Annotated in this window: 17 protein-coding genes and 1 tRNA gene; 7 read left to right on the top strand and 11 right to left on the bottom strand. The window is 67.6% G+C overall.

The features are described 5' to 3' along the window. Positions 1-33: 33 nt before the first annotated feature. Both K6142_RS06020 and K6142_RS06015 read right to left on the bottom strand, forming a co-directional pair. A complete protein-coding gene (locus K6142_RS06020; RefSeq protein ID WP_190243898.1) occupies positions 34-3,264 on the bottom strand; it encodes an EAL domain-containing protein in 3,231 nt (1,076 codons plus the stop codon). Further along, a complete protein-coding gene (locus K6142_RS06015) occupies positions 3,261-4,682 on the bottom strand; it encodes an ABC transporter substrate-binding protein (RefSeq protein WP_223290240.1) in 1,422 nt (473 codons plus the stop codon). The genes K6142_RS06020 and K6142_RS06015 overlap by 4 nt, the downstream gene beginning before the upstream one ends. A gap of 502 nt (positions 4,683-5,184) precedes the next feature. Between K6142_RS06015 and K6142_RS06010 the strand changes: the two genes are divergently transcribed. Then, a complete protein-coding gene (locus K6142_RS06010) occupies positions 5,185-6,153 on the top strand; it encodes a D-2-hydroxyacid dehydrogenase (protein ID WP_190243900.1) in 969 nt (322 codons plus the stop codon). A gap of 223 nt (positions 6,154-6,376) precedes the next feature. Here the strand turns inward: K6142_RS06010 and thiC are convergent, their stop codons facing one another. Then, complete coding sequence (thiC, locus tag K6142_RS06005) at positions 6,377-7,666, bottom strand: phosphomethylpyrimidine synthase ThiC (RefSeq protein WP_190243901.1); 1,290 nt, start codon at positions 7,664-7,666, stop codon at positions 6,377-6,379. Positions 7,667-7,914: 248 nt separating this feature from the next. Here thiC and K6142_RS06000 point away from each other — a divergent pair, with 248 nt between their 5' ends. Further along, entirely contained in the window at positions 7,915-8,916 is a 1,002-nt protein-coding gene (locus tag K6142_RS06000; RefSeq protein WP_223290241.1) for a glycosyltransferase, read from the top strand. Between the two features lie 85 nt (positions 8,917-9,001). Here the strand turns inward: K6142_RS06000 and K6142_RS05995 are convergent, their stop codons facing one another. Then, a complete protein-coding gene (locus K6142_RS05995) occupies positions 9,002-9,529 on the bottom strand; it encodes a hypothetical protein (RefSeq protein WP_190243902.1) in 528 nt (175 codons plus the stop codon). Between the two features lie 44 nt (positions 9,530-9,573). Then, on the bottom strand, positions 9,574-10,407 hold the full coding sequence (locus tag K6142_RS05990; RefSeq protein WP_190243903.1) for a hypothetical protein: 834 nt from the start codon (positions 10,405-10,407) through the stop codon (positions 9,574-9,576). A gap of 156 nt (positions 10,408-10,563) precedes the next feature. Here K6142_RS05990 and K6142_RS05985 point away from each other — a divergent pair, with 156 nt between their 5' ends. Further along, entirely contained in the window at positions 10,564-12,099 is a 1,536-nt protein-coding gene (locus K6142_RS05985) for a radical SAM protein (RefSeq protein ID WP_190243904.1), read from the top strand. Between the two features lie 207 nt (positions 12,100-12,306). Here K6142_RS05985 and purM read toward each other — a convergent pair whose 3' ends face one another. After that, positions 12,307-13,359 carry a phosphoribosylformylglycinamidine cyclo-ligase gene (gene purM, locus K6142_RS05980; protein ID WP_190243905.1) on the bottom strand — a complete coding sequence of 351 codons (1,053 nt, stop codon included), beginning with the start codon at positions 13,357-13,359 and terminating at the stop codon, positions 12,307-12,309. A gap of 88 nt (positions 13,360-13,447) precedes the next feature. Here purM and K6142_RS05975 point away from each other — a divergent pair, with 88 nt between their 5' ends. The 4 genes from K6142_RS05975 (at position 13,448) to K6142_RS05960 (ending at position 16,286) form a co-directional block, all read left to right on the top strand. Continuing rightward, positions 13,448-13,924 (top strand): hypothetical protein, encoded by a 477-nt coding sequence (locus K6142_RS05975; protein WP_190243906.1) that lies wholly within the window; start codon positions 13,448-13,450, stop codon positions 13,922-13,924. 260 nt (positions 13,925-14,184) lie between these two features. Continuing rightward, positions 14,185-15,345 carry an AmmeMemoRadiSam system radical SAM enzyme gene (gene amrS, locus K6142_RS05970; RefSeq protein WP_190243907.1) on the top strand — a complete coding sequence of 387 codons (1,161 nt, stop codon included), beginning with the start codon at positions 14,185-14,187 and terminating at the stop codon, positions 15,343-15,345. Next, complete coding sequence (locus tag K6142_RS05965) at positions 15,345-15,848, top strand: cob(I)yrinic acid a,c-diamide adenosyltransferase (protein WP_190243908.1); 504 nt, start codon at positions 15,345-15,347, stop codon at positions 15,846-15,848. The genes amrS and K6142_RS05965 overlap by 1 nt, the downstream gene beginning before the upstream one ends. A gap of 114 nt (positions 15,849-15,962) precedes the next feature. Beyond that, the gene (locus tag K6142_RS05960) at positions 15,963-16,286 is read left to right on the top strand and encodes a hypothetical protein (RefSeq protein ID WP_012611352.1); all 324 of its coding nucleotides are present in this window, start codon (positions 15,963-15,965) and stop codon (positions 16,284-16,286) included. A 373-nt stretch (positions 16,287-16,659) separates the two neighbouring features. Here the strand turns inward: K6142_RS05960 and K6142_RS05955 are convergent, their stop codons facing one another. The 5 genes from K6142_RS05955 to K6142_RS05935 form a co-directional block, all read right to left on the bottom strand. Continuing rightward, entirely contained in the window at positions 16,660-18,153 is a 1,494-nt protein-coding gene (locus K6142_RS05955; protein ID WP_190243909.1) for an ATP-binding protein, read from the bottom strand. Between the two features lie 333 nt (positions 18,154-18,486). Next, a complete protein-coding gene (gene infA / locus K6142_RS05950) occupies positions 18,487-18,705 on the bottom strand; it encodes a translation initiation factor IF-1 (protein WP_012611350.1) in 219 nt (72 codons plus the stop codon). Positions 18,706-18,802: 97 nt separating this feature from the next. Next, positions 18,803-19,069 (bottom strand): RNA recognition motif domain-containing protein, encoded by a 267-nt coding sequence (locus K6142_RS05945; protein ID WP_007521357.1) that lies wholly within the window; start codon positions 19,067-19,069, stop codon positions 18,803-18,805. Positions 19,070-19,453: 384 nt separating this feature from the next. Further along, positions 19,454-19,530: transfer RNA gene (locus tag K6142_RS05940), tRNA-Pro, on the bottom strand. Positions 19,531-19,893: 363 nt separating this feature from the next. Next, positions 19,894-20,538 (bottom strand): YczE/YyaS/YitT family protein, encoded by a 645-nt coding sequence (locus tag K6142_RS05935; RefSeq protein ID WP_190243910.1) that lies wholly within the window; start codon positions 20,536-20,538, stop codon positions 19,894-19,896. Positions 20,539-20,897: the final 359 nt, after the last annotated feature.

Here is a 20,897-nt window from a genome sequence, read left to right as displayed (position 1 = left end):
TTCGGGCGGCGCGGGCAGGCGCGGCGTGTCATGCTATACCGAACCACCCACGAAAACACCACCCCCGGTGGACGTAAACGGCGTTGCGTCCAGCATGGCGGCAAGATCGTCCGCCGAAACCGGCGGCGCGTACAGAAAGCCCTGGGCATACCGGCAACCCAGCGAAGCCAGCATTTCCGCCTGAGTGGGCGTTTCCACCCCTTCGGCCACGATCTCCAGCCCCAGGTGCAGCCCCAGCGAAACGATGGAGCGCACGATGGCCTGCCCGTCGCGGTCATGCTCCAGACCGGCCACGAAGCTGCGGTCGATCTTGATGGAATCCACCGGCAGCCGCTTCAGGTAGCCCAGCGAGGAATAGCCGGTGCCGAAGTCGTCCAGGCACAGCCGGATGCCCAGATCGCGCAGTTGGGCCATGACCGTGATGGCCTGGCTGCCGTGGCGCATCAGCACGCTTTCGGTCACCTCGAAGCGCAGCGAGCGCGGGTCGGTGCCGGTGCGTTCCAGCAGCATCTCCACGGCGTGGGGCAGGCCCGGCTGCATGAACTGGCGACCGGAAATGTTCACGTGCACCACGCCCGGCGGCGGCAGTCCCGCCTCGTTCCAGCGGCGCAGTTGCAGGCACACCTCTTCCAGCGCGAAAGCCCCGATGGAGGTGATGAGCCCGGTGTCCTCGGCCACGGGCACGAACTCGGCGGGCGAGATGTCGCCCCCTTCGGTGCGCGTCCAGCGCAGCAGCGCCTCCACCCCGTGCAGGCCGCCGTCTTCCAGCGCCACCACGGGCTGGTAGTGCAGGCGCATTTCCTGCCGCTCCACGGCGCGGCGCAGGTCTGTTTCTATGGTCAGCAGGCGCAGCGCTTCTTCGCGCATGCGCTTGTTGAACACCTTGAAGCGCGACTGGCCCTGCTCTTTCGCGCGGTACATGGCGGTGTCCGCGTCGCGCACCAGTTCTTCCGGCGTGGAGTACTGGTCGGTGCGCAGCACGATGCCGATGCTGGCCGTGGTGAACACCTCGTGCGGGCCGATGCGCACCGGCTCCGCTAGGTGCGCCCGGATGCGCCGGGCCACGCGCACCGCCGTGCCGCGCGTGGGGGTTTCCTCCAGCAGCACGCCGAACTCGTCGCCGCCGAAGCGGGCCACGGTATCCACGTCGCGCACGCATTCGCGCAGCTTGGCGGACACCACCTTCAGCAATGCGTCGCCCACGTCGTGACCAAGGCTGTCGTTGATGACCTTGAACCGGTCAAGGTCCAGGTACAGCATGGCAAAGGTGTAGTTGCGGCGGCGCGCGGCGCGCTTCAGGGCCATTTGCAGCCGGTCGTGGAACAGCACGCGGTTGGGCAGCCCGGTGAGCGGGTCGTGGAAGGCCTGATGTTCCAGCCGCTCGCGGCTTTCGTGGCCCATGGTGACGTCTTCGAGAAAGCCCTCGTAGTACATGGTGGCCCCGTCGGCCCCCGGCACCCGCCGGGCATTCACCGACAGCCAGATCAGGTCGCCCCCCTTGCGCCGCCCCCTGAACTCGAAGGCGTTGACCTGGCCATGCTCCTCCATGCGGGCAACGAACTCGTCGCGCCGGGCCGGGTCCGCGTAGACCCCGTCCCCGATGGATTCCACGCCCTCCAGCAGTTCCTGCACCCCTTCGTAGCCCAGAATGCGGGCCATGGCCGGGTTGACGCTCAGAAAGCGCCCCTCCGGCGTGCTCTGGAAGATGCCTTCCAGGGCATGCTCGAAAATGCCCCGGAAGCGCGCCTCTGCCCGGCGCAGGGCCTGCTCCACGGTGCGTCGCTCGGCGTTTTCCAGCATCAGCTGGGCATTGGCGCGGCTCAGTTCGCGGGTGCGCTCGCGCACCTTGCGCTCCAGCATGCCGTGGGCGCGGTGCAACGCGTTCTGGGCGCGGCGGCGCTCGGTCACGTCGCGCACCAGACAGATGCCGTAGGTGGTGCCCATCACCTGTCGCCGCACCAGCGAAAGCTCCACCCAGCAGGGTGTGCCGTCGCGCCGCACGGCGGCTACCTCGCCCGAGCGCAGGGCCGTGCCGGTACCCGACGGGCATGGCGCGCCCTGCGGCAGGCCCCGATCTGGTCCGGTGACTGGTTCTGCGGCCAACGCCACAGCCGGTCCGGGCAACGTGCAGGACACGCCGGTCATGGGCTGGCCGGGCACGTCCGCCCCGTCCAGGAAGGCCAGCAGCGCCGTATTGTCCCGCGCCACGGCCTCGGGCATGATGTCCTCGCCGTCTTCCGTCTCGAAGGCAAATTCGTGGATGCCGTCCCCCGCCATCCGCACGGCGGGCGCCACGAAGCCGAACACCTCGCACACCGACCTGCCGTCGGGGTCTGCGTCCAGGCCGAACATCTCGCACAGGGCCGCGTTGCTGCGCAGCACCAGGCCCTGCGGATCGGTGACCAGCAGGCCGTCGGCCATGCCCGCCACGATGGTGGAAAGCTGTTCCAGCGCGCCGCCCAGTTCCGCCGTGGCCTGGCGCACGGAATCCTCCAGCCCCTCCACCAGCCCGGCCAGGTCGCGGGACATGGTGTGCATGGCGCGGGAAAGGTCGCCGATCTCGTCGTCGGCCTTCATGGCGGGCAGGTCCGGCGGGGCCGAAAAATCGTGCGCAGCCACCCGGCGGGCCTGGTCGGTCAGGCGCATGAGCGGCCGCGAGATGGAATACAGCAGCATCCATGCCCCCACGACGCACGTGGCGAAGAAGGCCAGCCCCAGCCCTTGCTGGCGCAGGATGGCGCCATCGATGTAGTCGCTGATGCGCCCCCGGTCCATGCCGATGTGGACAAAGCCGCCCACGCCGGCAAAGACCGGCATGGTCACGTGCATCACCTCGCGCCCGCCCCCGCCCGCCGCACCGTTCTGGGTGCGGGGCAGGGACAGCCGGTCGCGCAGCACGGTGACCTCGTTCATGCGCGCACCCGCCAGCGAGGCCACCAGTTCGCGCACCGGCTCCGGCACCACGGGCACGAAGGTGTGGGCCACGGTTTCGCCCCGGCCGTCCGCCACCAGCACGTAGGATACCCCGTCGATGCCCAGAAACTGGTCGATGCGCGACTGCACGGTGGTCACGTCGCGCCCGATCAGGCTTTCCAGGTCCGCCCCGGCGATGGCGCGGGCGATGGCCAGCGCCTTGCTTTCGTATTCACGGGTCAGCAGGGTGTGCAGGGTCCAGCCGGAATAGATGGACGTGACGGCGGCGTATACCCCGAACAGCACGATGAGCCCCCGCAGGGTGCGCCCGAACAGGCGCGAACGCCTCATCGCCGCCACTCCGAAAAGTCGCGCAGGTCCACCGGCACGCCGCCGCGCACGGTGGCGAAGCGCACCAGCCCCAGGCCCTGTTCGGTTGGAGTGTAGCGGTACGGCTGGCCTACGCCCAGGTCGTGGCCGTCAAGCCCGGCCAGGGCCTCGTGAAGTCCTGCGGACGACGGGTGCGGCCCCATGCGTTCCAGCGCCCGCACCAGCAGCCGCGCGGCCAGGTACCCCTCGAAGCTCACCTCGCCCGGTGCCGACGACGGGGCCGCGTCGTTACCGGGAATGTCCAGCACGTCGGGGGCATCCGCCATTTCCTTGAAATCACGGCGATAGTCCATGGCCGCGGGCAGGCTGCCGGTCCATGGAGACACCACTTCCGTCAGCACGAGATCGTGCGTGTAGTCACGCCGTGCGGAGCGTCCCATGGCGACCAGCTGTTCCACCAACTGGCGGCTGTCCACGAACGACGGCATGGCCACGGGGATGACGGGCCCGTCCTCGCCGGAGAGCTGGGGGGAAGGCTGGCCCGCCTGCTGCTTCGCGCCCCGTGCGGCCGGAAAATCGCGCAAATCCCGGATGAAGGCCGCGCACGTGGCGTCGGTACCCACGCAGACCACGGCGTCTGGCGTGCCTTGCAGGATCAGCCCCGCCTGTTCGGTGAAGTCGGCGTCGCTTCCCGACCCGCGCGGGTAGGAGGCCTCCGCCGCCAGGGGCAGGCGGCGGCGGGCCAGTGCGTCACGCAGGTCGGCCCAGCCTTCGCGGCCATAGGCGTCGGCCTGGTAGAAGACGGCGATGCGGGTGCACCCCGCCTCGTGCAGGCGGTCCACCAGTTCGGAAAATTCGGCGTCATACGAGGCCCGCAGACGAAACACCAGCCCCTCGTGGCGCGGCAGGGACAGGGGCCGCGCCCCGGTGAAGGGGAACAGCAGCGGCACCGTGCGCTCCGGGTGGCCGCCAAGCAGCGGCAGCACCCGCGTGACCGTGGGGGTGCCCACCAGGCCGAACAGCGCGAAAACCCGCTCTTCCTCGATGAGCCGGATGACGTTCCGCACTGTGCGGTCCGGGTCGTAGCCATCGTCCATGGCCACGATTTCCACCCGCCTGCCATGTACCCCGCCAGCCGCGTTGACCCGGGCTAGGCAACTGGCCGCGCCGCGATGGAATTCGCGCCCCAGCGACACGCCGGGGCCGCTGAAGGGAGCGGACATGCCCAGGCGCACCGGTTCGCCGGGGGCCAGTTCGCCCCCTGCCGGACTGTCCGCTGGCGGTTTGGCATCTGCGGGACTGGCATCCGTCGAACGGGGCGGGTGCGAACCGGAAGGAACACCTGAAGGCACGCTGGCAGGCACCTCGGTCTCACCCGTGGAAGCGAAAGGAGCGGCGGCGGTGGCGGGCACCCCGGCAGAGCGGGAATCCTGGGCCACCAGACTACCGGTGGGGAAGCCCGACGTCCGGGTGGCGGCAATGCGGGAAGGACCATCGGAAGCGGCGGCCCTGACAGGAGCGGGGACGGCAGGGTTCGTTCCTGCCCCGGAACTCCGGGAATCAGGGACTGCCGCAGGATGGGCGGCATGAGCAGGGCGGGCGGGATTGGTGAACGAAGTGCCTATCGAGTTGCCTATCGGGCCACAGGTCGGTCCGGAGGCCAAGGCACCCTGTGCCCCCCCCCGCTCCGCCCGGGCCGCAAAATCCGGCCACGCGGCCAATAGCAGAAGAACCGTGCACGCCACGGCCACACAGAACTGTTGATAGGTCAACCCGGCTTGCGCCTTGCACATGGTCCACGGTCCCGTATGCGGCTGGTACCCCCGGACGCGGCGCGGGCTTTACCCCGGCAGCGGACTCACGTAGAATTCCGACGGTTACGTTTCGGTTTACTGGACACAACGCCCTGTGGCAACAGAAAAACCTTTTCGGAGTACAGCCATGCGTATCGTCGTACTGGACGGCTACACCCTGAACCCCGGCGACAACCCGTGGGATGCCGTTGCCGCGCTTGGCGAACTGACCGTGCACGACCGCACCCCGCGCGAGGCCATACGCGAACGTGCGGCGGGCGCGCACATGGTGTTGACCAACAAGACCCCGCTGGATGCCGACACCATCGCGGCACTGCCCGACCTTGCCTACATCGGGGTGCTGGCCACGGGGTACGACGTGGTGGACATCCGCGCCGCCGCCGCGCGCTCCATCCCGGTATGCAACGTGCCCGGGTACGGCACCGAGGCCGTGGCCCAGCACGTCTTCGCCTTTCTGCTGGAACTGTGCCGCCGCATCGCCCGGCACGACGCCAGCGTGAAGGTGGGCAACTGGAGCGCCAACAAGGACTGGTGTTTCTGGGAAACCACCCAGATAGAACTGACCGGCAAGACCATGGGCATCGTGGGCTTCGGCAACATGGGCAAGCGCGTGGGGCAGATCGCCAACGCCTTCGGCATGAAGGTGCTGGCCTACTCGCCCAACACCCGCACCATGCCGGGGTACGAGCCCTTCGCCTACGTGTCCCTTGACGAACTTTTCGCCCGCTCCGACGTGGTCACCCTGCACTGTCCGCTCACCGACGCCACGCGCGGCATGGTCAACCGGGTGCGTCTGGCCTCCATGAAGCAGGGCGCCATCCTCATCAACACCGCGCGCGGCCCCCTGCTGGACGAGGCCGCCGTGGCCGCCGCCCTCAACGACAACCACCTGGGCGGCCTTGGCGTGGACGTGGTGGCGGTGGAGCCCATCCGGCCGGACAACCCGCTGCTGACGGCCAAGAACTGCCTGATCACCCCGCATCTGGCCTGGGCCACCCTGACCGCGCGGCAGACCCTGATGCGCGTCACGGCGGGCAACATCCGCGCCTTCCTGGCCGGTGCGCCCACCAACGTGGTGAAAGCGCCCACGGTGTAACGCGGGCCGCCGCATCACTCAAGGCGGGCACCGCCAAACAAGAAAACGGGAAGGATGTCGGCATCCCTCCCGTTTCCGGATTCCGTCCGCCGCCGACCGGCCCAACCCGGCCCAACCCGGCCCAACCCGGCCCAACCCGGCCCAGACCAGCTAGCCCTGCCAGACCAGCCCGGCTGTCCGAGCGTTCCGTGGGGTCCGCGAGATCAGGCGGCGCGGCGCGCTGCTACAGCGTGCCCTGCGGGTCGTCGCGCAGCATCTTCACGGCGCAGAACTTGCCGCACATGGCGCATTCTTCCTCGTTGCGGTGTTCGCCACGGCGGGCGTCCACCATTTCCGGGTCCAGCGCGCAACGCTTCATGCCGTCCCAGTCAAGGGCCATGCGGGCCTGCGACATGCCTGCCTCGCGCTCCAGCGCGTGGCGGCGGCCAAGGGCCACTTCGCCCGCCTGCGCGGCGATGCGCGAAGCCATGACACCGGCCTTCACGTCCTCGATGGTGGGCAGGGTGAGGTGTTCGGCGGGGGTGAGGTAGCACAAAAAGTCCACCCCGGCGCGCACGCCGATGGCACCGCCGATGGCACCGGCGATGTGGTCGTAGCCCGGCGAGCTGTCGATGGTCAGCGGGCCCAGCACGTACAGCGGGGCGTTGTTGGTCAGCTTCTTGATGCCGACGATCTGCGCCTCCACCTCGTGCATGGGCACGTGGCCGGGGCCCTCGATCATGCACTGCACGCCTTCGGCCAGGCCAGCCTTGGCCAGGCGCCCCAGCATCATCACTTCTTCCCACTGGGCGGCGTCGCCCGCGTCGGCCCCGGCGCCGGGGCGCAGGCCGTCGCCCAGCGACAGGGTGACGTTGTGCCTGCGGGCGATTTCAAGGATGCGGTCATACTGTTCCAGCAGGGGGTTTTCCTTGCCGTTCTTGCGCATCCAGCGGGCCAGGATGGAGCCCCCGCGCGAGACGATGCCCAGCACGCGACCGCCCTCGGTGGCCCATTCGGCGCCGCGCCGGGTCAGGCCGCAGTGCACGGTCATGAAGTCCACGCCCTGCTCCGCCTGCATCTCGATTTCGGCGAACAGTTCTTCCGGGTCCATGCCCGCCGGGTCCTTGCCCTTGTCCAGGTACTTCTGGGCCACGGAATACAGCGGCACGGTGCCCAGCGGCAGCGGGCAGGCGGCCAGCATGCCCTTGCGGATGGCCAGCAGGTCGCCCGCGATGGAAAGGTCCATCACGGTATCGGCCCCGGCAGCCAGCGCGGCGGCCAGCTTTTCTATTTCACGGTCGGGGTTGTTGCACAGGGGCGAGGTGCCGATGTTGGCGTTGACCTTCACGCGGGAAGGCTGGCCCACCAGCAGCGGACGCAACGAAGGGTGCGACGGGTTGCCCAGCAGCACCATGGTGCCGCCTTCGATGCCGTCGCGGATGGTTTGGGGCGCAAGGCCCTCGTCCGCGGCCAGTGCCGCGAGATGGGTGTCGAGAACGCCCGCGAGCGCGGTGTTCCGGGTAAGAATGGACATGGGTGGTCCCCGCTGCTGACTCAACGGGAAGGGGCCGGTGACGCCGACAACACGACGTCACAGCACTATCCGTTCGCACGGCGGCTGGCAAGGGGGAACGCGGCGTGACTGGCGGGCGGCCAGAAAACAGGCGTTGGCGGCACTGGGGCCACCGCCCGGCGGCCCGACGGTCCGGCGCCCCGGCCCGCCCGTCACACCACACCATCCCCCGCGTTGCGCCCGCCGCCCCGGCACGGTATACCCCGGCCATGACTGGCGAACACGAAAACCGCATGCCCCGGCTGTTCTGGATCGGCAGCCCGTTCTTTGCGCAGGCCCTGCGCGAAGAAGGCTGGCAGGTGCACGCCATGGACTTCCAGCAGGTGGCGGTGTTCGGCTGGCAGGACATCGTGCGCGCGGCGGGCTGGGAGCCCGACGTGGTGGTGGTGGCGGACAAGAGCCGCCCGCCCTTCGTGCTGGGCATGGAATCGTTCCCCTGCCTGACGGTGTTCTACTGCGTGGATTCGCACATCCACAGCTGGTACCCGCTGTATGCCCAGGCCTTCGACGTGTGCCTGATGAGCCTGCGCGACCACATTCCGCTGGTGGCCGGGCGGCGCCTGCCCGACGAGCGCATCTGGTGGACGCCCGCCTTCGCCAAGGACGCGGACCTGCCGCGCCCCCCCGCGCCGGAATGGGACCTGCTGTTCGTGGGCACCGTGGACGCGGCCCGCACCCCTGCCCGCCACGCCTTCCTGCAACGGCTGGGGCAGCGCCTGCCGGGCCTGCACGTGACCCGGGGCGACTACCGGGCGCTGTACCCGCGCGGGCGGCTGCTGCTGAACTACTGCGAGCACGGCGACCTGAACTTCCGGGTGTTCGAGGCCCTGGGCTGCGGCGGGTGTCTGGTCACCCCGCGCATCGGCCACGGCCTTACCGATCTGTTCGAGGACGGGCGCGACCTGCTGCTGTACGAACCTGACGACATCGACAGTCTGGCGGAAGTGGTCCGCACGGCGCTGTCCGATCCCGAGCGGTGCACGCGCATTGCCGCCTCCGGCCTGGGCAGGGTGGACGCCGCCCATCGGGCGCGCCACCGGGCGCGCGACTTCACCAAACGGCTGCGCGAACTGCCGCAGGGCATCGTGGCCGAGCGGCGCGCCCGGGCCGATGATATCCGCCGCACCCACTTGCGCCTGATCTACCTGCTGCTGGCCGAGCAGATGCCCTCGCCCCTGCTGCGCGAAGCGTACCTGGGCGCCGCCCGCTGAACGCGAAAACGCCCGGCAGGCCACAAGGGCAGCCGGGCGCATGCATCCCGCGATTCTTCATGATGCCGGAAGCAACCGGCGCGGCTCAGGCCGAACCCTCGCCGCCTTCCGTGGATGCCGGTCCCGCTTCCGGCGCGGCAACCGTCCGGGTCTGCCGCCTGTGTTCGTCGCGCTCGGCGCGCAGCACGTCGGGGGCGATGAAGCCCAGCAGGGCCAGTATCTCTTCCGTCGGCAGGGGATTTCCGGTGTTACGGCGGTAGGCTTCGGCCTTGGCCACCTGGTCGGCGTTCACCAGTCCCTTGCGCACCAGGCGTTCGGGCAGGCTTTCGCGCTGCTCGGTGGCGGACTGCACGGCGGCGTCGCGCAGTTGCCGGGCACGGTCGGCCTCGTGCTCGGCGTGGGTGTGCAGGCGCCCGCGCATGGATGCCACGCTGGCCTGAAGGGTGCCGCATTCCTCGGTCAGGTTGGCCAGGCGCAGTTCCATGAGTTGGATGTCGCGTTCAAGGGCCGCCTCGACCGCGCGCGCGGCGCCACCGCCACCGCTGCCGTTCAGCTTGGTGTACAGCAGTACCCCTGCCACGCAGCAGGCCAGCAAGATGTAGACGATGTCCATGCGCCATCCGCCCTTGGGCAAGGGTTGCTACGATGTGTCCGCAGCTAGTCGTCCAGCTTCAACTCCGGCAGACCGCCCTTGCCGCGCGAGGCACGGGACTCGGCCCGGCGTTCGCGGGCTTCTCGGTAGGCAGCCTCGTCGTCACCAAAGGAGAGCAGGCCCGTCCCGCCGGTGTCCGGGGAATGGTGCGGCTCGTGGGCGTCGTGCGCCCGGTCCGGGTCGCCAAAGGCGTCCAGCGAAGAGGGGTCCAGCGCGGAGGTATCCAGACCGGCGGCCCTGCCGCGCGATGCGCCAGCTACGCCAGACGCGCCAGACGTTCCCCCTGCCGGTGCGGTCAGGTCGAGGCTGGGCAGTTCCACTGCGTGCAGGTCCGCCTCGCGCGGGGCGGCTGCGGTGCCGCCATATTCCAGGCCGGACACGCCGTCACGTCCCAAGCCAGACACGCCGTCTGGCTGGCGGTCCACCAGTTCCACAGGCTCCTCGAAGTCCATGGCCAAACCGCCGGGCAGACTGGATTCGACGTCCTCGTGCACCAGGCCGTACAGCGGATCATCTCCGGTGCCATACCCCGTATCGGTGCGGGCATCCGGACCGGTGCCGTACTGCACGTGGTACTGGCCCACCGGTTCGTCGAACGCGTCGGCCCCGGCACCCGCATGGGGCGTGGGCGGCAGTCCGGCGGCGGCAGCGCGCTGGGCGCGCGCCAGTTCGTTCACCCGCGCCTCCAGCGTGCGCAGGCCCGAGGCCAGTGCGGCGTGTTCGTCGCGCATGCCGCGCGCAAGCTCTTCCATGCCGCGCAGCACGAAATAGAACATCACCAGCAATCCCGCGAAACACAGCAGGATGAACATCATGAACATGGTGGCGTTGTCGAACATGGTTCCTTTCTCTCCCGGAAAAAAAAGGCGGCATTTCCCCGGCCACCGGCCAGCGGGGCCGGATATGCACTTGCCGGGGAACCCCGCTTGCAGTAACCATCCGGCACCTAGCACATCCCACGATGCACCACAATACATGAGAACAAAGGGCACCACATGGCCTCATCCAATATCCGTCCCCATCTTGTCGTGGCCGACGAAAACGGCGAAATCTACGACCATCCGGACCTGCTGATGGTCTGTCGGCGCGGGCACGAATTCGCCCTGCCCCGTCCCGACGAACTGATGCCCCTGCCCGACGAGAGCGAGCTATTCCTGCTGCCGGGCCGCCGCGCCGTGGGGCTGGACCCGGAAACCGGCGAGGCCGTGGGCATGGACGAACTGGCCGTGGCCGCATTTGCCGCGCCCGCGCACACCTTGACCGCGCACCCCGCCTACGTCAGCGAAGCGGACGCCCCCACCCTGCCCCTGTTCGCATACGGGGCCGTGGGCTTTGCCAACGGGCGCTTCTACGTTTGCGCCAAGCGGGTGGACGAATCCAATCGCCAGGTGTTCCGGGGCGTCCACCGCAGGAAGGTGGAACAGACCGCCCGCGAACTGATGCGCCGCTACCCGGACAACCGGCTGATGCAGCACCTGACCGCCAAGTGCGCCCTTACCTATTCCTGCCCCGCCGCGCGCAACCTGTGCCTTGGCCGGTACGAGGCGCCGCTGCCCGTTTCTCGCGCGTGCAATGCCCGTTGCGTGGGCTGCATCTCGCAACAGGAGGCGGGGTCGCGCATTTGCGCCACCCCGCAGAACCGCATGGCCTTCACCCCCACGGCGGCGGAAATCGTGGAAGTGATGCGCCACCATGCCCGCAACGAGGTGGCGGAACCGGTCTTTTCCTTCGGCCAGGGCTGCGAGGGCGAACCGCTGACCGAGGCCCCCCTGATAGAGGAAGCGGTGCGCCTGTTCCGCGCCGAGGGCGGACGCGGCACGGTGAACCTGAATTCCAACGCCTCGCTGCCGGGCGCCGTGGAGCGCATTGCCGGGGTGGGCCTTACCTCGCTGCGGGTCAGCCTGAACAGCGCCCGCGAAGAACCGTACAACCGCTACTACCGCCCGCACGGCTACACCCTGGCCGATGTGCGCGAAAGCATCGCCACCGCGCGGCGCAACGGGGTGTTCGTCTCGCTGAACCTGCTGTATTTCCCCGGCATCACCGACACCGAGCCGGAACTGGAAGCCCTGCTGGACATGGTCCGCACCTGCGGGGTCAGCTTCATCCAGTTGCGCAACCTGAACATCGACCCCGAAATGTACCTGGAACTGCTGCTGGGCATCGAATTCGGCCCCAACATGGGCCTGGTCAACTTCCGCAAGCGGCTGCGCCGGGAATGCCCGTGGCTGGGCTTCGGCTACTTCAACCCGTACCTGGGCGACCGGGCGGACCTGGAGGAACGGGGCGTCCCCCTGCCCGGCCAATGGCACCCCACCCCGCTGGCCGACCTGCTGCGCGACGCGCCGGAGGCCAGCCCCGACAGGGACACCCCTGATGCCGACAGCTCCGTGACGGCGGAAGACCTTTCCGGCGTGGAGGACACCGAGCCTGACGACGCCCACGAAGGCCTGCCCGAAGGGCACCTGGAAGCCGGGCCGCACGAAGGTGTCCCGGACGACGACGATCATATCTGCGGCTGCGAGGACTGATCCAGCCGCGCCCCGCCATGCGGGGACATGACTCACATGCCAGCAACAGGACACCGCAACGGGCCGGAACCACATGGTTCCGGCCCGTTTCCGTTTCGTGGGGCATCCCGGCCAGTCTCGACCAGTCTCGGCCAGTCCGGGCAAAAAGAACGGGGCCGCTCCCGAAGGAACGGCCCCGATGGCGTGCAATGAATGTCGCCGTGCGGGCTAGAAGGCCACCTGCACCTGCTCCGCCGCCTTGTCGCGGCGGCGGCCGATGCTGCCGATGCGCCAGGCCTCGGCGTGCATGGCGTTGACGCGCCCCAGCACCTCGTCGCACACGTCGGGCGAGACGATCATGATGTAGCCGATGCCGCAGTTGAAGATCTGGAGCATTTCCGGCCAGGTCAGGTTGCCCTGGGCCAGCAGCCAGTTGAACACCGGCGGCACGGTCCACGAGCCGAAATCGATGTGCGCCTCGACGGTGGCGGGCAGCACGCGCGGTATGTTGTCGTAGAAGCCGCCGCCGGTCACGTGCACCATGCCCTTGATGGCGAAGTCGCGCATCACCGAGCGCACGATGTCCACGTAGATGGCGGTGGGTTCCAGCAGCACCTCGGCCACGGTGCGGTCCGATCCGGGCAGCGGATCGTTGCCGTTCAGGCCGCTCTGGGCCAGCACCTTGCGGGCCAGGCTGTACCCGTTGGAATGCAGGCCGGTGGAGGCAATGCCAATGATGGAATCGCCCACGCGGATGGACGAGCCGTCCACGATGCGGGTGTTGTCCACAAGGCCCACGCAGAAGCCCGCCAGGTCGTATTCGCCGGGGGCGTACATTTCGGGCATTTCGGCGGTTTCACCGCCCAGCAGGGCGCAGCTTGCGCGGCGGCAGCCCTCGGCCACGCCGGAAATGACGCTGGCGGCCACATCCACGTCCAGCTTGCCGGTGGCGAAGTAGTCCAGGAAAAACAGCGGGCGGGCGCCCTGCACCAGAATGTCGTTGACGCTCATGGCCACCAGGTCGATGCCCACGGTGTCATGCTTGCCGAACTGGAAGGCGCACTTCAGCTTGGTGCCCACGCCATCGGTGGAGGAAACAAGGACCGGTTCGTCCATCCCCGCGAGATCCGGCTTGAACAGGCCGCCGAAGCCGCCGATGTCGGATATCACACCATTGGTGTGCGTGCGGGCGACAATGGACTTGATGCGCGACACGAGGGCATTGCCGGCGTTGATATCCACCCCCGCATCGGTGTAGGCTTTGGAACGGTCCTCAGACATTAACGTAGGCTCCTTGGGTCGTCTGGCTTCGGATTTTCCGGAAGCCCTTCATAGGCTTTTACCCCCCGAAGCGCAAGAGGAACACACCATGAAACCCCTTCTGGCACGGGCCTTATTCCATAGTATACTGGCAACGGGCATGCTGTCCACAGCGGTATTGCCGGGCACTGCCATTGCCCGCGAAGGCACGCCTGCACATGCGAAACCCGGCATCCTGATCGCCGCAGCCGCAACCGGCGCCAACGGCACGTGGGACGGCCCCCCCCCGCAGCAGGAACGCCCCCGCAACGACACCTTCATGGGTACCGGCGGCGACCAGTCGTACATCGGGCGCGACCCGGACACCGGCGACCGGATCATGGAATCCAAGGGGCCGCCGCGCCACCAGGACATGCCGCAACAGCAGGTGCCCATGATAATCGCGCCCGAGATCAACGTGAACGGCACCTGGGGCCAACCCCAGGGCGGGAACAACGGCAATTGGGGAAGCGGCGGAAAGGAAGGCGGCGTGATGCGGCCCACTCCCCTGCCCCCCGGCGGCATAGGGACGGGCAGGCGGCAATAGCCGCATGCGAAATGGGCCGGTCGCGGCTCGCGTCAGCCGGTTCGCGCCAGTCGGTCCACGTCAGTCGTTCCGCGCCAATCGGCTCGCCTGTTCCGGTCATGCCCGGCCATAGCCGGCCATAACCGGCTGGTCGTCCGCGATGCCTCGCCCCCCTTCGTCCGGCACCGTTCGCCCGACGCATTTTGTCCGGCGCATTTCGTCCGGCGCATTTCGTCCGGTACCTTTCGTCCGGCGCCCCTCCAATCAGCAAGGAACCTGCCATGCTAGACGCACGACTCTGGAAACCGCTGCCACCACCCGGCGGCGCTGATGCCGCAGGCACCGCCGCATCGCCGGATGCGGACGCGACGCGCGTGCAGTGTCGCCTGTGCAGCCATTACTGCATCATTGCAGGGGGCGGCACGGGCCGTTGCGGGGTGCGGGTGAATCGGCCCGACGTTCCGGGACCAGAAGTATCTAAACCGGGCGTGGCAGGGCCAAATGCGCCGGACCCAAATGCGCCGGTCAAGACCGCCCCGGTGGGCAGGCTGTTCACCCTGGTGGGCGACAACGTGGCCGCCGTGAACCTGGACCCGGTGGAAAAGAAGCCGCTGTTCCACTTCATGCCGGGCACGCTCACCTATTCCTTCGGCACCATGGGCTGCAACCTGGCGTGCAGCTTTTGCCAGAACTGGTCGCTGTCGCGCCCACCGGCGGAAGAAGGCGTGGTGCGCGGCCAGCGCGTCACACCGGCCAAGCTGGTGGCCGAAGCCAGGGCCAGCGGGGCGGCGTCGATATCGTTCACCTATTCCGAGCCCACCATCTTTTTCGAACTGATGACCGACACGGCGGATGCGGCCCGCGCCGCCGGGCTTGCCACCATCATGGTCTCCAACGGGTTCCAGTCGCCGGAGTGCCTGGCGGAACTGGAGCACCGCATCGACGCGGCCAACATCGACCTGAAGGCCTTCACCGAGCATTTCTACGCAACCCAGTGCGGCGCACGGCTGAAGCCGGTGCTGCACACCCTGCGCACCATCGCCCGCATGGGCTGGTGGCTGGAGGTGACCACCCTGCTCATCCCCGGCCTGAACGACGATCCGGATGAGTTGCGCGACATGGCCCGCTTCATCCGCGACGAACTGGGGCCGGACGTGCCGTGGCATCTTTCGCGTTTTCACCCGGCCTACCGCCTGACAGACCGCCCCCCCACCCCACCGGCCACGCTGGAGCGAGCCTGGGAAATCGGGCGCGAGGAAGGGCTGCGCTTCGTCTACCTGGGCAACATGCCGGGCCACCCCGCCGAATCCACCCACTGTCCCGCCTGCGGCGCCCTGTTCGCCCTGCGCGAGGGCTTTCACACCCACCTGCCCGCTTCGTCGCGGTGCGCCCGCTGCGGGGCCGCCGTGCCGGGGGTGGGCTGGGATACCCCGGAGAACTGATGCTGCTGATATACACCGGCAACGGCAAGGGAAAGACATCCGCCTGCGTGGGGCAGGCCATCCGCGCCCTGGGTCAGGGGCTGACCGTGGCCTTCGGGCAGTTCATGAAACGCCCCGGCCAGGCGGGCGAACAGAAAATGCTGGAGCACCTGCTGGGCGAACGCTTTCGCGCCGGGGGCAAGGGCTTTCTGCGCCGCGAGGAAGACCGCCCCGCCCACCGCAAGGCCGCGCAGGAACTGCTGCAATGGGCAGAAGACACCCTGCCCGATGTGGACATGCTGGTGCTGGACGAAACCCTGTACGCCCTCGGCTACGACATCGTGACCCGCGATGAAGTGGAACACCTGCTGGAACTGGCGGAACCGCACGGCAGGCATCTGGTGCTGTCCGGGCGCGGCCTGCCCGACTGGCTGGCCGAGCGCGCCGACCTGGTCACCGAGATGAACGAGGTGAAGCACCCGTGGCAAAAGGGGGTGCAAGCCACCAGGGGCATCGAGTTCTAGGGGGGCGTGTTCCGGAACGGCACGCCGCCGCCACGGCAAATCATTGCGGCGGCGGCGTTATGTGTCTATATGATTCCAAAGGGTATCATATTCCCGCAACACGAAGGAGGCACTATGGAACCCCTCGCCATGACCTCGTTCACCGGAGCTTCGGGCAAGGCCTACACCTTTGCGGTGTACCCTCTGGGCGCCACCCTGGCGGACTTCAGCGGAGTATTCATGTTCGCCCGCAAGCCGCAGGCGGTACTGAACGCGGGGTACAGCCCCATGTTCATCGGGCACTCCGCAGAGTTGGGCAGCCACCTTGGCAGGCATGACAAGCGCGCCGCCGCACTGGGCCAGGGCGCGGACTGCCTGTGCGTGCACCCCGCCGATGCGGAGGAAAGAGCCTCCATTGCCGATGACCTTCTGAAGTCGCACCCCACCCCCTGCAACTGACGCGACGCGGCCAGCCGGAAGGCGCACGGCGTTGCCTGACATGACCGGGTAGCGACGGACGCCACCGGGCATACGTCCCGTTGCCGCTTGAGTGCCTGTAGACAACAAGCCCCCGCCAGCATCGCCAGCGGGGGCTTCTTCATGTGCAAGGGAAAGGAAACGCGGAGGGTGCCGGTGAACAGGGGGATGCACCACCCGTCCTGCCTACAGTCCGTCATGTTCGCCCTGCCCGGCTTATCCGGCTTATCCGGCTTACCCGGCTTGCCCGGCCTGTCCGGCTTGTCCGCCAGTCAGGCCGCAGCGACCCCGCATGGCAGGCCGAAGCCAGCCCGCAGGCTTGCCGCGCCGTCATCGCAGCCGACCAGTTTCTGCCCTACCCGCTCATGCGGCGCACGGCATCGAGAAAGCGCGAACGCAGCGCCTCGCCCATCAGCGCCCGTTTCACCGGGCCAAGACGCAGAAAGCCGCCCACCAGTCCGCGCATGAATTCCTGGGTACGGCTGTTGGGATTATCGAAAACAAGGTTTTGCAGGGTGCCGCGCTCCAGACTTTGCAATATGACCCGCTCGAAGCTGTTCGCCGGGTGCAGCACCTTGCGCTCGCGCGGGTGCAGCCGCAGCGCCCCGGTGGGGCACTTCAGGGCGCAGGCCCCACACCCCAGGCAGTAGTCCTCGTCCACCGCGCATCGGCGTTCGCGTTTGCGTCCGCCAGGCGGCACCGGCAGCGACACCGCATCGATGGGGCAGGCCCGCTCGCACAGGCCGCAGCCGTTGCACAGGCTGGCGTCGCATCGGGCGATGAACGACGAGGTGACCAGCACCCCGGCGTGCCCCCATTGGCGGATGCCCTGCATGAGGTTGCAGCAGCAGCCGCAGCAATGACAGATGAACCCCACGCCCTGCTGCACGTTGTCGGCGGACAGGGTTAAGCCGAGGTCGCGCGAACGGGCCAGGATGTCGTGCATGGCCGCCTTGTCGATGCGCCGGGCAAAGCCGTGCCGGATCAGGTATTCCGCGCCGGTGCCCATGGAGGTGCAGGTTTCCATGTCCACGTCGCACTGGCGGGTGCCGAGGTGGTGCTTTTCATGGCGGCACGAACACAGGCCCACGGCAAAGGTGCGGTTCTGCTCCACCAACGCGGCGGCGCGCTCGTAGTCCAGGATTTCCACATGGTCGCCCAGGGTTTCCTGATACGGCAGGGCGCGCATGACCGAAACCCGCTGCCCGTCGCCGAAATTGGCGTCCAGAAAGGCCCGGTCGCCGAACATATAGTCGTGGAACAGTTCCGCCCAGCGCTTGCTGGGCAGCGCCCCGCCGGTGCGCATCATGGTGAATTCGAAGATGCCGATGACGATGGGGCTGATCATGTACAGACAGCCGTCGTCGGGATGATCGTGGGCCGGGGAAGCCGGGGTGCCGGGGGCGGAGTGGGAATGGTCGTGCGGGGAGGGAGAATGGTCGTGCGGATGCGCATGCGGATGTGCGCGGTCTGCGTGGGCATCATGCCCGTAATGCTCGTGCTGCCCGTGCTGCTCAGCATGCCCATGTGCAGCAGCGGTCCGGCGTTCGGCGGTCCCGGCTGCGTTGGTCACACGATCGCCTTCCTCTCGGATGTCCAGCACCAGCCCCTTGTCGCACAGCCGGTCCAGCAGCACCTGCAACCGGGCGCGGTTCATGCCGGTGACCCGCTCCAGCCGTTCCAGGGACGACGGACGGTACGGCATGCGCACCACCAGTTCCGCTTCTTCCGGGGTGTACAGTTCGCGCAGCATGGCGTGGAAGGCATCGTTCCACGGCGTGCGCACGGGCGTGTTGTCGATGGCGTGGCCGAGGCGGCGGTAGATGTCCCTGGCGGCGATGTGTCCCATGGCGGCTCCGAAGTGGGTGCGGAAAAACGGGAAGGCGCGATGGACCGGCGCCCCCCGCCACACCGCAATGCCCCATGCCGACGGGGGTGTCAAAGGCAGGGGCTGCGCGGGTAACGGGAAAACGAGCAACCGGGAACGTGGCGATACTGACAAGACTGGTACCGCTGCGCATGTCCGGCACGGCGGGCGTGACCAACGCGGATGGCGCAGCACCTGCCCACCCGGCGTGGCCCGCCCCTGCGCACGCCCTGCGCAAACGAAAAGCCCCCACGGGCACGATGCCGGCAGGGGCCTTCAGGCTTCGGGACACGGCGCGGGGCCGTGGCGGGCCGCCTAGCGTTCGCGGAAAACGATGCGGCCCTTGGTCAGGTCGTAGGGGGACATGGCGACGCGCACCTTGTCACCGGGCAGGATGCGGATGCGGAACTTGCGCATCTTGCCGCACAGGTGGCTGAGCACGGTGTGGCCCGTTTCCAGTTCCACACGGAACAGCGTGCTGGGCAGGGCTTCCTGCACCACGCCCGCAACTTCGAAGTAATCGTCTTTGGCCATAGGATCTCCTTCGGCTTATGACGCGGAACCGCGCCGAAAAGAAAGGGTCCCGCCCGAAATGGGCGGGACCCGGTCCAGACGATAGGGGAGCGAAGGCCTACCAGCGGGGCTGGCGGGGAGCGCGTTCCTGCGCTTCGTTCACCTTCAGGCTGCGGCCCTGGAAGTCGCGGCCATCAAGGGCTTCCATGGCGGCGCGGGCGCCGTCGTCGTCCATTTCCACGAAGCCGAAGCCACGGGGACGACCGGTTTCGCGGTCCATGATCAGGGCAACGGACTGCACTTCGCCGTGGTTGGAGAACAGGGCGCGCAGGTCGCTTTCGCTGCTGGAGAAGGGAAGGTTGCCGACGTAGAGCTTCTTGGACATGTGAAATACTCCGGAATTTTCTCAGGCTCTTCTTTTCATCTGTCCGGAGCTTTGCACATGCGAAGATCGAACGAGGGAAACAAGAACGCTGCCAATTGGTAAGGAGATGCGTAAATACGCACCTTGCCCCCTGTCGTCAAGCGTGCCGCACGCAAAATAACGCGCCGCCCCAGAAAAGTTGTCGCGAAACGCCAGCACACTACCCATAAAAGCATTATATTACGACATATTACAACGACACCCGCGCAATGGAACAGGGCGCGAAATATCCCTACAAAATGTGCGCAGACGAACGGACCGCAACGCGCGGCATAGCCCCGGCTATCTGGTCTGTGGGCATGCAAAAAAAGGGGTTACGGAAATTTCCCGTAACCCCATGTTTACTGGTCGGAACGACTGGATTCGAACCAGCGACCCCCTGCTCCCAAGGCAGGTGCGCTACCAGGCTGCGCTACGTTCCGGTGATGCCACGACGGTGGCGTCATGGCGTACGGTGGTCAGATAGTCGAAAGAGTGTCGCGGTGCAAGGAAAAATGGCAGACGGCGGGCAGGGGGCGCTACGACGAAGTTTGCGCAGGGGCAACGATTGACAGGGCAGGACGACGCGAACGTGGACAACGAGATGAAAAGCCCCAAAAGGCCCCCATGGGAAGGTCCGCCACGCGCGCGTCGGGCTGACGGGCAAAAAACGGCAAACCCACCGCGCCCCCACGCATGCCCCCAGCCAAGCTGGCGTTGGAGGCGCTGCACACACAGGCGGACTGGTGGCGACACTGCTGTTTGTGCCCACGCGGCCAAGGCCCGGCGCCGCAAAACAATATTCCTTATTCAGCCCACAACCGCGTGGACTTTTGCGCCAGCGGCCCGCTCAGCCGCACGAAGTTGCCCACCAGCAACGCCGAAATCACGGTGCCCTCGCGCAATCCCAGCACCGTGCCCGCGAATATCAGGCTGACGACCACCGCCACCACCACATGCCCGCAGTCGAACAGGGTCTTCACGTTGCCCACGGCCAACCGGGTGCGGTAGGCGATGGCCACCATCAGTCCTTCGCCGGGCAGTATGCCCACCTGGCAGACTATCTCGAAGGCGATGCCCAGCCCCAGGATGGCGCTGCCCACCACCACCGCCGCCATCTGCAACGGGTAGCCTTCCAGAGGCAAGGGCCGGGTCAGGGCCATGGCGATGTCGATGAACACGCTGAATACCATCACCACGGGCATCTGAACCAGATACTTGCGCGACAGACCTTCACGCATCACCAGCATTTGCAGGGCGACGAACACCACGTTCACCAGCAGGGTGAGCATGCCCAGCGAAAGCCCAGACAGCAGCGAAAGCACGTACGGTACGCTGGTGATGGGCGTGGTGCCCAGCCGGGCATTGGTGACCAGGGCAATGCCGAAGGCGCACAGGAACAGCGAACCTCCGAAGAACAGATATCTTTTCAGGGTCTTTGTTTTATCCATGAAAACTTCCATCAGTTCAGGTGAGCCGAATCGGCGGACGTGGCGCCTGTCCATACCTTTGCGCCGGGATGTGGCGGAACGCGCCTCCCCCACAAGGAGGGAGGCAGACGCGGCAGGCACGGTTGGCTGGTCCACCTGATCGGCATGAGCGGCGCGACCGGCATGAGAAGCGCACCGGCCCGACCGGCCTGATTAACGCACCAGGCACGGCTGGCACGGCGGACTGGTCCGCGCGACGGGCCCGCCTGGCGCAAGAAACGCAACGCACATCACCCAGCACGAAACGCAAAAACGGCCAAGGGACGCGCATGACGCCTCCCTGGCCGGTAACAGTGCCAGCGGGTGTTGCCGAAGCGGCA

The sequence above is a fragment of the Nitratidesulfovibrio sp. SRB-5 genome (assembly GCF_019931275.1).
Classification (GTDB): domain Bacteria; phylum Desulfobacterota; class Desulfovibrionia; order Desulfovibrionales; family Desulfovibrionaceae; genus Cupidesulfovibrio.
The sequence above is the reverse complement of the archived record's forward strand: the minus strand, read 5'-3'. Positions and strand labels throughout refer to the sequence as shown.

Bases quoted from the DNA above. Each gene is read 5' to 3' on its own strand.
- K6142_RS06020 (WP_190243898.1), bottom strand. From the start codon at position 3,264: ATGAGGCGTTCGCGCCTGTTCGGGCGCACCCTGCGGGGGCTCATCGTG.
- K6142_RS06010 (WP_190243900.1), top strand. From the start codon at position 5,185: ATGCGTATCGTCGTACTGGACGGCTACACCCTGAACCCCGGCGACAAC.
- thiC (WP_190243901.1), bottom strand. From the start codon at position 7,666: ATGTCCATTCTTACCCGGAACACCGCGCTCGCGGGCGTTCTCGACACC.
- K6142_RS06000 (WP_223290241.1), top strand. From the start codon at position 7,915: ATGACTGGCGAACACGAAAACCGCATGCCCCGGCTGTTCTGGATCGGC.
- K6142_RS05995 (WP_190243902.1), bottom strand. From the start codon at position 9,529: ATGGACATCGTCTACATCTTGCTGGCCTGCTGCGTGGCAGGGGTACTG.
- K6142_RS05990 (WP_190243903.1), bottom strand. From the start codon at position 10,407: ATGTTCGACAACGCCACCATGTTCATGATGTTCATCCTGCTGTGTTTC.
- K6142_RS05985 (WP_190243904.1), top strand. From the start codon at position 10,564: ATGGCCTCATCCAATATCCGTCCCCATCTTGTCGTGGCCGACGAAAAC.
- purM (WP_190243905.1), bottom strand. From the start codon at position 13,359: ATGTCTGAGGACCGTTCCAAAGCCTACACCGATGCGGGGGTGGATATC.
- K6142_RS05975 (WP_190243906.1), top strand. From the start codon at position 13,448: ATGAAACCCCTTCTGGCACGGGCCTTATTCCATAGTATACTGGCAACG.
- amrS (WP_190243907.1), top strand. From the start codon at position 14,185: ATGCTAGACGCACGACTCTGGAAACCGCTGCCACCACCCGGCGGCGCT.
- K6142_RS05965 (WP_190243908.1), top strand. From the start codon at position 15,345: ATGCTGCTGATATACACCGGCAACGGCAAGGGAAAGACATCCGCCTGC.
- K6142_RS05960 (WP_012611352.1), top strand. From the start codon at position 15,963: ATGGAACCCCTCGCCATGACCTCGTTCACCGGAGCTTCGGGCAAGGCC.
- K6142_RS05955 (WP_190243909.1), bottom strand. From the start codon at position 18,153: ATGGGACACATCGCCGCCAGGGACATCTACCGCCGCCTCGGCCACGCC.
- infA (WP_012611350.1), bottom strand. From the start codon at position 18,705: ATGGCCAAAGACGATTACTTCGAAGTTGCGGGCGTGGTGCAGGAAGCC.
- K6142_RS05945 (WP_007521357.1), bottom strand. From the start codon at position 19,069: ATGTCCAAGAAGCTCTACGTCGGCAACCTTCCCTTCTCCAGCAGCGAA.
- K6142_RS05935 (WP_190243910.1), bottom strand. From the start codon at position 20,538: ATGGATAAAACAAAGACCCTGAAAAGATATCTGTTCTTCGGAGGTTCG.